Below are 14,408 nucleotides of genomic sequence, written 5' to 3' on the forward strand. Positions count from 1 at the left end.
GTCAAAGGCGCGAATTCATATCAAGTCTTGGTAGGTTTTGATGACTTGTTGGGCGATCCCATCCCAACTGTAATTTTGTTGTGCAAAAATTTGGGCGTTTTTACCGCGTTGGATTTGTTCTACGCGATTTGCTAGTGCTTCTTTTAAAGCTTGCGTTAGGCTCTCCACATTGCATTGAGCGATCCAACCAGAGCGCGATCGCTCAATGTCTTGCCAGATATGAACCTGATCTGAAATCACGACAGGCGTTCCAACACTCATCGCTTCTGCGACTGCAATGCCGAAATTTTCGTAGTAAGACGGTAAGATAAACAAATCTGCTGCTTCGAGTAGCGCAGTTTTCTCACTGCCTGTGACGAAGCCGACGATCGAGGTTTTGTCTTTGAGTTGAGACTGTTGAATGCGATCGCGAATCGTTGCTTCGTAGCTTGGATCTTGAGGGTTGCCGCCAGCTAGGACAAAGTGAAAGTCTGAGTCGAGATTTTCCAGCGCGGGGAGTAAGAGATCTAATCCTTTTTTGGGATCGATTCGAGACATGAAAAGCAGAATTGGCTTGTTCGTGGGAATGCCATATTTCTCATGAATTGAATTCGATGCAGAAAGCGGCAAGCTGACTCCTAATGGCAACACGACATCGCGAGTCACTGTATTGAATCGCTCTGAAGTTTTCGCTTCTTGCTCGCTGGTGAAATGAATTGCTGCGGCTCCGGCTAAGTTGGGACGTTCTAGCACTGCTGCATAAAGACGCTTGAGCTGGCGTTTTTTCTGTAAGTCAGCCGGATCGAGGGTTCCGAGAGGTCGAAGAATGTAAGGTAGCTGCTGCGATCGCGCAATGGCGGCCGAGCACGAACTCACAGGAGAGAAGAGTGCGTGAATGTGTGCAAGATCGTAAGCTTTGGCGTTTTTGTGAAGCCATTGGAGAAGCTCGATCGAGAATTTATACCGTCGAAATGGGGAGCATCGAAAGTAGTAAATTTCATAGCCGTTTTGAGCAACGGGAACACCTAAAGGGACATCCAGTGGGGCTTGTCCGACATCACCGTTAGAGTTGGTTGTCGCGATTGTAATCTCGACACCAGCTTTTGCCAGTGCGCTTGAAAGCCCCAGCACCATTTGACTAGGCCCGCCATAAACTAAAGAGATTGATGGAACGATTTGTAAGATTTTCATGTGATTTTTAACCCCGCAGGAGTTGGTCATATTCCGCATGGGTTCCAATCCAAAACCATGCAATGTCGTCACCTTCTTCAAGTGCTAGTGCGCGATAGTGTAGCCCGATTCTGACTGACCAGAATTGCCCGACTTTTTTGAAGTGCAATAATGGATAGCGAGAATCCTGCTTGAGTAATTCGTAACAGCGATCGGCAAGTTCCTGAATTTCTTCGGGCAATTGTCGATAGCAGTACCAGAAATCAGGAGTCGCGCGATATCTCACAGGTCAGTACAGTTCTCTTCTCGTAAATGTTGTCGCGCTCGTTCAGCTAAGTGATTGAGCTTTCCGGCTGCTACATCTTCTTCAAATTGCCGATCCCACAGTTCTGCATCAAATTCAGCAAACCAGATCCGAAAAGCAGCGAGTTCTTCGGCAGACAATTGACGCACAGCCAGTTCGATTTCTTCTAAGTTCTTCATATGCTCAAACTTGGTCATCTATGGGATTCATTCTACCGATCCTATTTTTCAAAGCGATCGATAAAACTCCAACAACTCCTTCGCTAACGCCCGATTCGTATATTTCGCCATTGCTCTCTGATACCCTCGCTGTCCCAAATCCGTAGCGAACTCACGATCGTCGATTAATCGTGCTAGTCGATCGCTCAATTGCTCGACATTTCCTTCTGGAAATACCAAGCCGGCATCGGCAATCACATTCGGAATCTCGCCTGAATTCGAGCCAATCACTGGAACCTGACAAGCCATTGCTTCGATCAAGACATGTCCGAATTGTTCCTTCCAGCCAACTGAAGTTAATGTTTTAAACTGATACGTTGTTTCAGAAGGTAAAACTAAGGTATTCATCAAATTGATGTAGCGATAAACCTCGGCATGAGGAACACTTTCGATCCAAATCAAGCGGTCGCTAAATCCGAATTTTTCAGCTTGTTGTTGGATTTCTGCTTTGAGTTCACCTCGTCCGAGTAGAAGCAGTTTCCAATTGCGATCGCGAAGATTCTCCAATGCTTTCACTAACGTCAAAATCCCTTTCTCAGGCACAAATCGCCCAACAAATCCCACGACAAAGTCGTCCGGCTGAATCCCGAATTTTGCAGAAAGTTCCGGCTGAGACTGAGGGCAAAAGAGAGATTCATCAACACCAAGCTGCGGCATGATGCTCATTTTTTTTGTGTAACCGCGATCGCGTAAAATCTTGGCTCCGTCCTGATTTCCAACCACGATTCCGTCTGTATTTTTGAGATTGTATGTCTCAAGTAATGACACCGGAAACTGCAACGTATAAGGCAAATTCCACCAGGTAAAAAAGAGATTCTTGGCTTTCAAATTTAAGAGTCGATTCGCAGTAATAAACTGTGCATATGCAAAAGACTTAGACCCTTGCTCAACTTGAATAATATCGGGTCGAAACGACTTCAGTAGCGAAATTAAATCGGCTCCAAATGTGAGTAAGCCCTGATTATTTTGACTGAAATTAGAAATAGGAACAACTCGAAACGATCCTTCTTCGCGATAGCGAGTTTCGATTGTATCTTTCATCACGCCACCCGGTTTCCAACGTTTGGGAACGACGATCGTGACTTCGATTCCCGGTTCTAAATTTGCTAAAACTCGCAGCTTTTCACAATTGAGATCGACGATATAAGAATGACTCGCAACCAGAATTTTCATCGTTTCACCTCATCTCGTCGGCTATAAATTTGTCCGTCATCCCAGAGCGATCGAATGAGTGTCGCGATCGCGCTAAGAAATCCCAATGAATAAAAGCAAAATCTCGTGATGATTTTGAGCGGTGAACCACTTTTGTGACAAGGCGGACGACCCAACACATGACAGTCAAACAATCGGAAAAAGAAACGCGCAGCTTGCGAAACGGTTAGATTGTTCAATCCCATCAAAAAATGATTGTGATAGAAGGTCATCTGATATTTCAGCGACTTCGTACTGATATCGTGACAGCCGCCCGTTTCCTCACCCAAATGCACTAATGAAGCTTCTGGGTCATACCAAATCATCAAGCCCGTCTTCCGCAATTTCAAACAGAAGTCAGACTCTTCCCGAACGGCACTTCCCCGAAACCGCTCATCAAACCAAATCTGATGTTTCTCAAATACTTCGCGGCGATAAGACATATTGCACCCACGCGCGCTCAAAACCTGCTGCGGTTTCACAGTATGGACTAGATTTAAGTGATACCAAGCGATTCCAGGATCGTGTGCTTCGGGTGGTAAGTCTTGAATCTCTAGCCCTGGTGCAAAATCAGCCAGCTTCATACGATCGAAGACTCTGCCCGCAACTGCACCAATCTCTGCTCTCTGATAGTTCTTGGCATGTGCGGCTAGATATCCCGGTTCTAACTGCACGTCGTCATCAATGAAGAGAAGGATCTCACCTTGCGATCGCCGCACCGCATAGTTTCTCGCCCCTGGTAAGCTTGCCCAATCGAGCTTAAACCACTGGATTTTCCCAACTTCTGCTAGGTCTTCGAGGAACTTTTGCACATCGGGTTCATGTACAGGAGTTTGATCGACGACTAGCACTTCGTAGTGAGGATAATCTTGTTTTAGAACATCAATGATTGTGTCGCGCAGAGGTTCTTCACGCCCATACGTGGGAATGACGACCGAGATAAAGGGCTGAGTCATAACGGGGCTAGCAAACAACGCCGTTAGTGTTCCCAGAGTTGCAGACTCTAAACCCTAGACGAAAGAGGAATTCAAGACAATAACTTTGGATCGTCTTTCGGTGGATGCCATCCAACTTCTACCCAAGATTGTCGAGAATTTTGAATAAAGCCCTGATTGTGGTCATCATCATTCAGATCAAGTCTTTTACAGGTTGCTCGACCTATCGGAGTGACTCCTAAGATTCTCAAGCCATCGGCAGTCCAAATAAAATGCTTCTCCCAATCCTGAGTTCTGGGATTAAACAGAGGAACTTCTTGATTGGTTTCTGGATCAATACCCGTGATGAAGTTGTAGCGATAGAAGTTACAGCGTTGACACGCATAGGCAAGGTTATCGATCGCATCAGAACCGCCTAAAGATTGAGGAATTAAATGATCGATCGTGAATGGGGTCGCGCTGGTGCGTTCTAGGGAGTGGCAATATTCGCAGAGGAATTTGGCTCGTCGCCGGACAGATTGTCGAGTGAAGTCGTTGATTGCCACAATTCGGAAGCCAGTTTGGTATTCACAAAGCTAAAAATGCGATTGAGTTCTAATAATCCCATCATTTCGGCTTCTTCTTCTTCTGAAAGCGTTCGCTGTTTCCGTCCTTCAAGCAAAAACTCTAGCCGTGCCTGAAGTTCATCAGTGAAATAGAAAGGACGGAAGCGATCGCTCGGATTCAATTTAATTCCATCGAATAGCCAAGACGAGGGCTGCTTCATAACCTGATTCATGATGATCTCCTGCGAAAGCAGACATACTATTTTTGGTAATTTTCTATAGCTATTTTAGTATTTTCTTTGTCGGCAGCTTCGGAGAGAATGCCTGATCGCACGTTCGCCAGAATACTAATTTTAGTATTGATAACGATGAGTGCAATTTGACACGATCGCTAAATTTCTCGTGGATAATAAGCAGGTGGATTCCACTCGACGTTTGCCCCAGACGATGAACTGCCCCGATGACTTCACCTCTTTCATTGTTTTATTCCTATTCTCATCAGGATGAGGATTTGCGCGATCGACTTGAGACGCATCTTGCAACGCTGAAGCGACAGAATTTGATTCAGCAGTGGCACGATCGTAAGATTTTGCCGGGTGAGAAATGGGCGGGAAAAATTGATGAAAATTTGGAGTCGGCAGAAATTATTTTGTTGCTGATTAGCTCTGACTTTATTGCGTCGGCCTATTGTTTTGAGTTGGAAATGACGCGGGCGATCGAGCGACATAAGGCAAAGGAAGCGATCGTAATTCCGATTGCGCTTCGTCCTGCGGATTGTACAGGGCTACCGTTTGCTGAGATTCAAGGATTGCCGAAGAATTTTAAGCCTGTAACGACTTGGAACAATCAGGATGAGGCGTTTTTGAATATCGTGACTGGAATTCGGGCAGTGGTTCAGCACATTCAGGCACGAAAAGCGGTGCGATCGCTGAAAAATCCGTTTGAGCCGCTGAGTGGCAGGGTCGATGATCCGATGCAGTTTTTTGGACGCGATCGTGAATTGCAGCGAATTTTTGAATTGTTGGAAAGTCGCAATAGTGTGGCGGTGATTGGCGATCGAGAAATTGGCAAATCGTCTTTGCTGCGGGCGGTTTATCGCGATTGTCAGACACGGTTGGGGCGAGTGCCGATTTATCTGGATTTGAATTCGATCGAGAGTGATGAAGATTTTTATGAGGAGTTGTGTCATCAAGCAGGGGTGGCGACTTGTCAGGGGGCGCGGCTGAAGCGATCGCTCTCTGCTAAGCGGTTGGTCTTGCTGCTGGATGAGGTGGAGAAGATGACGTGGCAGGGGTTTACGCATGGACTGCGATCGCAGTTGCGGGGATTAGCAGAGGGGGCGGATGCGCCGTTGCGGTTGGTGTTGGCGGCGGGGAGTTCGCTGGATCGGTTGTTTCCAGATGGGCAGGATGGGATGACTTCGCCGTTGGCGGGGATTTGTTTGGAGGAGAGAGTGGGGAGATGGGGAGATAGGGAGATGGGGGAATTTGTGGCAAGAAGGCTGCGGGGATTGCCGATTCAGTTTACGTCGGAGGAGATTGAGCGATTGATTGAGGAGAGTGGGGGGTATCCGAAACGGTTGATGCGGGGAGGGTACGAGTTATTTCGGCAGTATCAATACAGGTAGGGGAGTGTTTTTGCTGAGAAGATGACGAGATTTGTGATGAATGGCTTGGCGTTCGTCGGTAAGGTTGGAAGGTTCGTGACGAATTGCGCGATCGACGTTGAGAAGATTGCGGGGTTCACGGAGAATGTTGCGAACGTCGTGATGACAGAGATGATGTTCTGAGTGTCGATCGTATAGTTTGTTGAATCGAGAAGATGTTTGTCAGAGAAGGCTCAAGAGGATGTTTGAAACGTTTCGTTCATCGCATTCACCCGCCCCCGGAATAAAATTCGGGGCTAGTTGAATAAAGTCTACTGAAGGGACTAACAGCCAATTAGAATGGGGTCTTCAGTCCTTTTCAAAGGACTTCGCACTGTTAGCCCCGACTTTCAGTCCGGGGCGAGCTAGAACGGAGCTACACAACCAAACAAGGAAACTACCCGAATTATTTCACTTCGCAAAGCTTTTCCCTACGAGCGAAACCTCTACGAACAATATCTCAAGAACGAATTAGGAGAAAGTTACGACTCAGCATACTGCATCGAAAAATTAGCGGTATCGATTTGGTCTTGCTCAGTCCAGTAGTCGCGTTGCTCGATCGCAGGTAAAATCTCGCGCACAAATCGATTCAGAACCATTGTAGCGAGGTGGAGTTGTTCTGTTGGAGAGAGCGTTTGAACAATCTCGTCATAGGCTTTTTGAGCCATTGGAGAGAGAGCTTGAATCATTTCGTTGTAATCCTCTTGAGCATCAGAGGACATATAAAATTCTCCTAGTCGTCATTCAGACAGCCTAACATTTCTATCGATCTCGATCGCCCAATCTATGAGCCAATCTCAACCCGTTCCTAAGCTTGATCTCGCCCCAAAGCTGCGTCGTCCGCTCTCGCTGTGGAACCCGTTGGATTATGTGCGCTTGTTGTACTGGGTGTTCTACTTTCCGCAGGCACTCCGATGGTATGTAAATGAATTTGCTTGGAAGGAGACAGACTTCAGTGATACCAAGCTTTGGCGCGAGAAGCTGCAATGGGTTTTTAACAATCCCATTCAAGCAAGACTATGGCTACAAGGGCTGATTCTGCAAATTGCGGCTCCTTTACTAATCTGCTACGTGCTAGAGATAGCAGGACTATCTGTAAGTTGGTCTGGCGTGGCTTTTGGCATGGCTTTTGGCATGGCTTTTGGCATGGCTTTTGGCATGGCTTTTGGCATGGCTGGAGGCGTAGCTGGAGGCGTGGCTGGAGGCGTGGCTGTTGGCGTGGCTGGAGGCGTGGCTGTTGGCGTGAGCGTGGCTTTTGGCATGGCTGGAGGCGTGGCTGGAGACGTGGCTTTTGGCGTGGCTTTTGGCGCGGCTGGAGGCGTGGCTTTTGGCGTGGCTGTTGGCGCGGCTGGAGGCATGGCTGTTGGCGTGGCTGGAGGCGTGGCTGTTGGTGTGGCTTTTGGCGTGGCTTTTGGCGTGGCTTTTGGCATGACTTTTGGCACGGCTTTTGACATGGCTGTTGGCGTGGCTGTTGGCGTGGCTGCTGGCGTGGCTTTTGGCGTGGCTTTTGATGTGGCTGTTGGCGTGGCTGTTGGCGTGGCTGTTGGCATGGCTGTTGGCATGGCTTTTGGCGTGGCTGCTGGCGTGGCTGCTGGCGTGGGTTTTGGCGTGGCTTTTGGCGTGGCTGTATTACGCCCTGAAAACTGGCTGTGGGGGTTGCGTCCTAGAATACGAAAACTTCGACAGCAACGTTGGTTACTCTCTCACATCACGCCTTTCCCCCTTCCTGCGGTTGAACAGCAAGTATTTGCCTGGATACAGCAAGATTGGAAAGCTGGCTTAAACGTTGCTAATGAACTCCTAAAGTACACTTTGCAATTTATAGCTGTCATTCGAGCGGTGAATTCTGCTCTTGCAAGAACTTCTCCTACAACTGCGATCGCTCAAGTTGCCTCTCTCTCTGACACGATTTGGGATCAAACAATCGTCAAATACGTTTCTGTTTCACTTAATGCAGCCCTAAAAGCTGAATTCATTAACAAGCTCTTCATCCTGCCAAAATTTGTCAAACGAAAATTACTCAAAAATATAAACACTAATTTCCAGATTGATTCACCTACCCGTGCTGCTGCGGTCGGTTTTTGGTTTCTCTACCAAAACCATGCCAAAGCCGCGATCGAAGCCTTCCAAGTCGTCGAAGATCTTCCCCACGGCAAAGAAATGCTTCTGCTCGCCACGATTCTTGATCGTGCCCAAATCTCAGACCTCAACGAAATCGCCTCTCTCCCCATCCCCCCATCTCCCCACTCCCCACTCCTCCGCCCCGAAAGCTGGAACGCGATCGCCGCCATCCGCCGCGCCTCCGAAGATATCCGCGTCGTCTGCAATGCCGCCTCTCGAACCGCTAGAGCTTTCGCCTCAAACCGCGCTTTAGGCGATCTCAACTCCATCCTCGAAGCCCCCGACCAACTCCCCAAAGCAGAACGAGACTTGATTTTATCGATCGCCCGAACCTGGCGCGATTCTCTTCTCAAATCCGTCGGCGAAATCGGCAGAATCGAAATCCTCAAACCCGTCCAAAACCCCTACGTCACAGGCGACCCCGTAGAAGGCAGCCTTTTTGTTGGACGCGATGACATTCTCAAACAACTCGAAGAACTCTGGTTCATGAGCGACCAGCTTCAATCCGTCGTCCTCTACGGTCATCGCCGCATGGGCAAAACCTCACTGCTTCGCAACATCAACGATCGCCTCGGCTCCAACACTCAGCTAATCTACGTCAACCTCCTCAACCTCGGCGAAGTCACCCAAGGCGCAGGCGAAGTCCTCCTCTCCATCTGCGACGAAATCGCCCAAGCCACAAACCACCCCGCCCCGTCTGACACCGATCTGATCAATCTCCCCTATCCCACCTTCCGCCGCTACCTGCAATCCCTCATCCAATCCCCCGAGTCCAAAGGACTGATCATCGCCCTCGACGAATTTGAAAAACTCGAAGACCTGATCAAAGCCAACAAACTCAGCCCCGACTTTCTCAGCTACCTGCGCGGACTCGTCCAAATGAGTCCCAAAATTGCCTTTGCCTTCGCCGGACTCCACACCCTCGAAGAAATGACCGAAGACTACTTCAGCCCCTTCTTTGCCAGCGTCATCCCGATTCGTTTGAGCTTCCTCGATCGAGCTTCCACCCGCCAACTCCTCGCCAACCCCTCCGACGACTTCCCCCTCGACTACGCCCCCGATCTCTACGACGAAATCTTCGACCTCACCGCCGGACAGCCCTACCTCGTCCAACTCCTCGGCTTCCAACTTGTCCGCCGCTACAACGCCCAAGTCTTCGAGCAAGGACGCGACAGATCCCACCAATTCTCGATCGACGACCTCACCGCTATTACCGAAAGCTCCGACCTCTACGACAACGGACGCTACTACTTCACCGGAGTCTGGCAACAAGCCGCCCAATCTCCCCCCGGACAGCAAGACATCCTCAAAGCGATCGCTCACCAAGGTCTATCCCGCGATGTTCTCTTACAACACTTCGACCCCGCGCAATTTGATACCGCGATCGAAGCCCTTCGCCGTCACGATGTCGTTCACGAAGTGAATCAAACTTGGTGCATCAAAGTCGAACTCTTTCGGCGTTGGGTCGTGAAATATGCGATCGAAAATCATTAACAACATAGAGGAAATCAGACAATGGATAAACTAACTGAATATCCCAAGCTGATTAAACAGATCTTGTCAGGCTATGTAGAACTCTGCAATCGCCGTCCGAATCCAGAAATCGAAACATTCTTAATTGTGGATGAACAGAAAGCTCACTACATCTGGATGAATTTAGGTTGGCAGAACGGAACACGGGTTCTTGGATCAACGGTTTACATTCGACTGCGAGATGAAAAAATTTGGATCGAAGAAGATTGGACAGAAGAGGGAGTCGCGACCGATCTCGTGCGGGCTGGAGTCGATCCAGCAGATATTGTCTTAGCCTTTCATGAACCTAAGATGCGCCAGTATACAGATTTTGCAGTTGCATCCTAAACTCACTTGTTAAAGATCAAATCGAGTCGTTGTTGTGAGGATTTGAGAGCAGCTTCGGGAGTCGCACGATCGAGTAATGTCGCTTCGATCGCGCGTCCCAAATTGTCAGAAATCCGATTATATCCAGGGAAAATCGGACGCGATTTACCAAATTTTGCTTGATTTAGGAAGACATCAACCGCCGGCTGCTTCGAGCGAAACTCCTTGTAAGCTTGGCTTTCACGAGATTTTAAATTAGTTGGAAGATAGCCAGTCCCGATCGCCCATTCGGTCTGAAACGCTTCGCTCATGACAAATTCGGCAAATTTTAATGCGGCTTGTTCTCGTTCTGGCTTGGATTTGAAGAGGAATAAATTCTCGCCTCCAATAACGGTTGCAGGTTGCTTTCCAGACGGAATCGGTAACACTCCGAAATCAACTTTTGTAGCTTGCAGTTGCCCAAGTGTCCAAGGCCCTGAAAGCTGCATTGCGACTTTGCCAGCAAGGAAGCTGTCTAGTTCATAGCCGCGTTCGGGTTGAGAGAGAATTGCGGAGCCATCTTGCATTAAGTCGCGCCAGAAGTTGAGAGCAGCGATTGCTCCCGAATTTACAATATTTAACTGCCTTAAATGAACTGAACTCACATCTGCTCGTCCATCCATTATCATCTGTTGACCGATATTTGATGAAGAGTTTGAGGATTGCTGCTTTGTTGTTTCATTTAATTTTTTCAAAACGACTTCAGCAATTTGAGGAGTTGCCAGTTCCCCACCGCCGCTAAACATAAAGGGAAGCCAAGTAAAAACTGTCCATTCACCTTTGCCTAGCGGTAAAAGCATTCCGAATCGGTCGGCTTTTCCATCTCCGTTTGTATCGCGGGTCAGTTGTTTAGCGACGGTGCGAAATTCTGACCAAGTTTTCGGCAAGGCTTTCACCCCTGCGGCTTTGAACAGACTAGGACGATAGTAGATTCCAACATTGTTTGTACTAAAAGGAACTGACCAAGTTTTGCCATCAAACTTGGTTGTATCAGATAGAGCCGGATCAAGATCAGCTTGGACAGGCGGATGAAAATCGTCGAGCGATCTCAGTGCATTCAATTCAACCAATTGCCCAGTAATCATCGGCGCAAACCACAACATATCAGGAGCCGCATTCCCAACCACTGCCGACAGAATTTTGGGCATTTGTTGGTCGCCTTGTCCGACGTAGAGCGATTCGACTTGAATATTGGGATTTTGCTGATTAAAGCGATCGACGAGTTTTTGCAGCACATCCCGATTCGGAGGCGGATTCACCCCTTGCCACAAAGTCAGGTAAATCACGCCCGATGCCTGAGTCGATTGGCAACTGCTGAGGCACAGACTGAGACAGACCATTCCCATGAAGAAGATTGATTTCAGCAGGCTTGCAAACCGAGACGGCATGATTAGGATGAAAGAATGACTTCAGATTACAAGTGTATGAGGAAATTGCTTTCTTGTTCGATCGCGATCAGTTTAGTTTTCTTCACGTTAGGCTGTCGATCGCAGTCGGATCGCAAAATTGAAATTACATTAAGCGGATGGCAAAGTAATCCGAATGAAGGGAAATTACTCGACAAAGTTATTCGAGAATTTGAGGCGAAGAATCCAACGATTCGAGTCAAACGAGAAGTGATTAATAGCCAATATATGGATGTAATCCGAACTCGTTTAATTGGTGAAGTTGCGCCAGATGTCTTTTATCTCGAAGCATTTGAAGCACCGACATTAATTAAATATGGCGTATTAGAACCGCTCAATTCATATATCAAACCAGATTTTAAACTGGACGATTTTGAACCCAATCTATTAAACGCATTTAAGCAAGGTAATACCGTTTACGGAATCCCAAAAGACTTTTCAACACTCGCTCTTTTTTATAATTCAACTGAGCTAAAAAATGCTGGATTCTCGAAACCTCCAAAAACTTGGAGCGAGTTGACAGATTATGCGAAGAAATTAACGATCGATAAAAACAAAGATGGAAAAATCGATCAGTACGGAATCGGAATCGCTCCGGAATTGCCGCGTCAAGCTTTTATGATCAAAGCCTTTGGCGGCAGTCTAGTTGATCAGAATAACAACGCTGCATTTGCAAGTTCAAATGGCATTCAAGGCTTGCAGCTTGTAATCGATCAGTATCGCCGCGATCGCTCTGCTGCGCAACCCTCGGATGTCGGCGCAAACTCAAACAGCGAGGCTTTTGGGCAAGGTCGGGTTGCAATGGCGATCGAGGGTGCTTGGGCAGTCCCTTACTTAAAAGAAACATTTCCAAATCTGGAATTTCAAACTGCAGAGATTCCTACGATTAATAACCGAAATGGAACAATGATTTTCACAGTCGGATATGTAATGAATCGCCAATCCAAGCATAAAGATGCAGCTTGGAAATTGATTCAATATTTAACAAATCAATCCGGAATGAAAGCTTGGGCAAATCAAGGCGTTGCGCTGCCTTCTCGTCGCTCAGTTTTAGCAGAATTAAAATACGATCGTAATCCAATCTATGCGCCACTTGTCGCAGGCGCAAAATATGGAACAATCTGGCAAGCAGGCGAAACTCTGCCAACGATTATGACTAATTTTGATAATCAGTTTGTTAGTGCCTTATTAGGACAACAAACTTTGCCCAATGCAATGAATCGCGCTCAGGAAACTGCCAACCGTGAAATCTATTTATCAAACTAAGAAACTTAGAGAAGCTGTATCAGGTTATGCATTTATGACCCCAACTATCATTATTTTGGGTGTCTTTTTGATGCTGCCTGTCATTTATGCGATCGTTCTTGCTTTCTACAAAGTTCAATTGCTCGGCGAAGTCAATTACAACTTTACCGGATTGAAGAATTTTATCCGAATTCAAGATGATGAAAGAGTTCGCATTGCTTTACTTAATACGATTCAATATGTCTTGATTGTTGTCCCAATTCAAACAATTCTCGCACTGATTTTAGCGCTGTTATTGAATGCAAAGATCCGAGGAAAAAGCTGGTTTCGAGTTGCATTTTTTCTGCCCACAGTCACGTCATCGGCTGTGCTAACGCTGATCTTTATGTGGATTTACAACTCGAACGGATTACTAAATGGATTTCTAAGCGCGATCGGGCTGCCTACTTACAACTGGTTAGGCGATCCACAAGTTGCACTCAAAGGCATCATGTTGATGAATATTTGGGCAACTGCACCGCTATTTATGGTGATTTATTTAGCCGCACTTCAAGACATCCCGGAGAGCTTATATGAAGCCGCTTCAATTGATGGAGCAACAGCCTGGGAAAAGTTTTGGTGTATCACATTGCCCTTTCTAAAACCTGTCACATTCTTTGTGATCACGATGGGAATTATTGGGACATTTCAACTATTTGATCAGTCTTATATTTTCTCAAACGGATCGGGTGGCCCTGACAATGCAACTTTAACCATTGTTCTTTTGATTTATCAGTACGCCTTCAAAAGTTTAGACATGGGATATGCGCTGGCATTAACTCTAATTCTTGCTTTGGTGATCATGACTGCAACTTTGATTCAGCGCGCTTTATTTAAAGAAGAGAGATTAGATTCATGAAAACAAAATGGTTGATTTGGGTGATGTATGCGGGGCTGATTCTTTATGCGATCGTCACTTTTATTCCCTTTCTCTGGGCACTTTCCGCTTCATTCAAACCCCTCGCTGAAATTTCCGGGAGCGGCTCAAACTTTATCCCAAAGAATTTCACATTCGAGAATTATCAGCAGATTTTTTCGCGCGAACCTTTGTTCGGAAGATGGCTATTAAATAGCGCGATCGTAGCTGTGATCGTCGCAGCTTTCAATCTTTTATTTAATTCAATGGCAGGCTATGCCCTGGCTCGAATTCGATTTCCAGGAAATCGCTTATTTTTCTTTCTAATTCTGGCTGTATTAGTTGTCCCGGCTCAAATTACACTCTTACCTAAATTTCTCATTCTCAAATCGTTAGGCTGGCTGAATTCCTACCAGGGTTTAATTATTCCAACTGCCGTTAATGCCACATTCATTTTCATGATGCGACAGTTTTTTATTAACTTTCCAAAAGAGTTAGAAGAAGCTGCTGAACTGGACGGACTGAATCGATTTGAGACATTCTTTCAAATTGTTTTACCGCTTGCAAAACCTGCACTTGCGGCACAAACTATTTTTATTTTTATGGGGTCGTGGAATGAATTTCTGCTACCGCTGGTCGTCATGTCTAACCCCGAAATGTTTACTTTACCAATCGGTCTAAATGCCTTCAAAGGTCAATACATTACCTACTGGAATTACATCATGGCAGCCTCAATGGTATTCACTCTACCTGCTCTCGCAATCTATGCCTTTTTCAATCGCTATTTCATTCAAGGTGTCACCTTCACAGGCGGCAAATCCTAGCCGAAATTTCTGCTCATCCGATATCCTAAGAATCGCACCGTTTCGATTTTCA

General features: G+C 46.8%; 16 protein-coding genes. 7 read left to right on the forward strand and 9 right to left on the reverse strand.

Annotation, left to right across the window (positions count from 1 at the left end; genetic code table 11):
• Positions 1–15: 15 nt before the first annotated feature.
• From hpsP to LEPBO_RS0125650, 7 genes are all read right to left on the reverse strand, one after another.
• Positions 16–1,170: a hormogonium polysaccharide biosynthesis glycosyltransferase HpsP gene (hpsP, locus tag LEPBO_RS0125625; RefSeq protein ID WP_017290451.1), complete on the reverse strand. Its 1,155-nt coding sequence runs from the start codon at positions 1,168–1,170 to the stop codon at positions 16–18.
• Between the two features lie 7 nt (positions 1,171–1,177).
• Positions 1,178–1,435, reverse strand: a complete 258-nt coding sequence (locus LEPBO_RS0125630) for a ParE family toxin-like protein (RefSeq protein ID WP_017290452.1) — start codon at positions 1,433–1,435, stop codon at positions 1,178–1,180.
• Positions 1,432–1,650, reverse strand: a complete 219-nt coding sequence (locus tag LEPBO_RS0125635) for a hypothetical protein (RefSeq protein WP_017290453.1) — start codon at positions 1,648–1,650, stop codon at positions 1,432–1,434. The genes LEPBO_RS0125630 and LEPBO_RS0125635 overlap by 4 nt, the downstream gene beginning before the upstream one ends.
• A 30-nt stretch (positions 1,651–1,680) precedes the next feature.
• On the reverse strand, positions 1,681–2,844 hold the full coding sequence (gene hpsO, locus LEPBO_RS0125640; RefSeq protein ID WP_017290454.1) for a hormogonium polysaccharide biosynthesis glycosyltransferase HpsO: 1,164 nt from the start codon (positions 2,842–2,844) through the stop codon (positions 1,681–1,683).
• The gene (hpsN, locus tag LEPBO_RS0125645; RefSeq protein WP_017290455.1) at positions 2,841–3,818 is read right to left on the reverse strand and encodes a hormogonium polysaccharide biosynthesis glycosyltransferase HpsN; all 978 of its coding nucleotides are present in this window, start codon (positions 3,816–3,818) and stop codon (positions 2,841–2,843) included. Before hpsN ends, hpsO begins: the two co-directional genes overlap by 4 nt.
• A gap of 71 nt (positions 3,819–3,889) precedes the next feature.
• Positions 3,890–4,342, reverse strand: coding sequence for an HNH endonuclease (locus tag LEPBO_RS41205; protein ID WP_036044903.1), 453 nt, complete (start codon positions 4,340–4,342; stop codon positions 3,890–3,892).
• Positions 4,267–4,575 (reverse strand): hypothetical protein, encoded by a 309-nt coding sequence (locus tag LEPBO_RS0125650; protein ID WP_036044905.1) that lies wholly within the window; start codon positions 4,573–4,575, stop codon positions 4,267–4,269. The genes LEPBO_RS41205 and LEPBO_RS0125650 overlap by 76 nt, the downstream gene beginning before the upstream one ends.
• A 227-nt stretch (positions 4,576–4,802) precedes the next feature.
• On the opposite strand from LEPBO_RS0125650, the gene LEPBO_RS40360 reads away from it, so the two are divergent.
• Together LEPBO_RS40360 and LEPBO_RS43025 are read left to right on the forward strand one after the other, a co-directional pair.
• Positions 4,803–5,969: a TIR domain-containing protein gene (locus LEPBO_RS40360; RefSeq protein ID WP_017290458.1), complete on the forward strand. Its 1,167-nt coding sequence runs from the start codon at positions 4,803–4,805 to the stop codon at positions 5,967–5,969.
• Positions 5,970–5,990: 21 nt separating this feature from the next.
• The gene (locus tag LEPBO_RS43025) at positions 5,991–6,131 is read left to right on the forward strand and encodes a hypothetical protein (RefSeq protein ID WP_017290459.1); all 141 of its coding nucleotides are present in this window, start codon (positions 5,991–5,993) and stop codon (positions 6,129–6,131) included.
• Positions 6,132–6,469: 338 nt separating this feature from the next.
• Here LEPBO_RS43025 and LEPBO_RS0125665 read toward each other — a convergent pair whose 3' ends face one another.
• Positions 6,470–6,709 (reverse strand): hypothetical protein, encoded by a 240-nt coding sequence (locus LEPBO_RS0125665; RefSeq protein WP_017290460.1) that lies wholly within the window; start codon positions 6,707–6,709, stop codon positions 6,470–6,472.
• A 64-nt stretch (positions 6,710–6,773) separates the two neighbouring features.
• Between LEPBO_RS0125665 and LEPBO_RS38335 the strand changes: the two genes are divergently transcribed.
• Together LEPBO_RS38335 and LEPBO_RS0125675 are read left to right on the forward strand one after the other, a co-directional pair.
• A complete protein-coding gene (locus LEPBO_RS38335; protein ID WP_017290461.1) occupies positions 6,774–9,602 on the forward strand; it encodes an AAA family ATPase in 2,829 nt (942 codons plus the stop codon).
• 21 nt (positions 9,603–9,623) lie between these two features.
• Positions 9,624–9,968, forward strand: a complete 345-nt coding sequence (locus LEPBO_RS0125675) for a XisI protein (RefSeq protein WP_017290462.1) — start codon at positions 9,624–9,626, stop codon at positions 9,966–9,968.
• Positions 9,969–9,970: 2 nt separating this feature from the next.
• On the opposite strand, the gene LEPBO_RS0125680 is transcribed toward LEPBO_RS0125675, so the two are convergent.
• Positions 9,971–11,374 carry an ABC transporter substrate-binding protein gene (locus tag LEPBO_RS0125680; RefSeq protein WP_036044908.1) on the reverse strand — a complete coding sequence of 468 codons (1,404 nt, stop codon included), beginning with the start codon at positions 11,372–11,374 and terminating at the stop codon, positions 9,971–9,973.
• A 15-nt stretch (positions 11,375–11,389) separates the two neighbouring features.
• Here LEPBO_RS0125680 and LEPBO_RS0125685 point away from each other — a divergent pair, with 15 nt between their 5' ends.
• From LEPBO_RS0125685 to LEPBO_RS0125695, 3 genes are read left to right on the forward strand one after another with little or no spacing between them, the layout of a single operon-like run.
• Complete coding sequence (locus LEPBO_RS0125685) at positions 11,390–12,658, forward strand: ABC transporter substrate-binding protein (protein ID WP_206757497.1); 1,269 nt, start codon at positions 11,390–11,392, stop codon at positions 12,656–12,658.
• Positions 12,659–12,692: 34 nt separating this feature from the next.
• Positions 12,693–13,535, forward strand: a complete 843-nt coding sequence (locus LEPBO_RS0125690) for a carbohydrate ABC transporter permease (protein ID WP_017290465.1) — start codon at positions 12,693–12,695, stop codon at positions 13,533–13,535.
• The gene (locus LEPBO_RS0125695) at positions 13,532–14,356 is read left to right on the forward strand and encodes a carbohydrate ABC transporter permease (protein ID WP_017290466.1); all 825 of its coding nucleotides are present in this window, start codon (positions 13,532–13,534) and stop codon (positions 14,354–14,356) included. The genes LEPBO_RS0125690 and LEPBO_RS0125695 overlap by 4 nt, the downstream gene beginning before the upstream one ends.
• Positions 14,357–14,408: the final 52 nt, after the last annotated feature.

Source organism: Leptolyngbya boryana PCC 6306, from assembly GCF_000353285.1.
Lineage (GTDB): Bacteria > Cyanobacteriota > Cyanobacteriia > Leptolyngbyales > Leptolyngbyaceae > Leptolyngbya > Leptolyngbya boryana.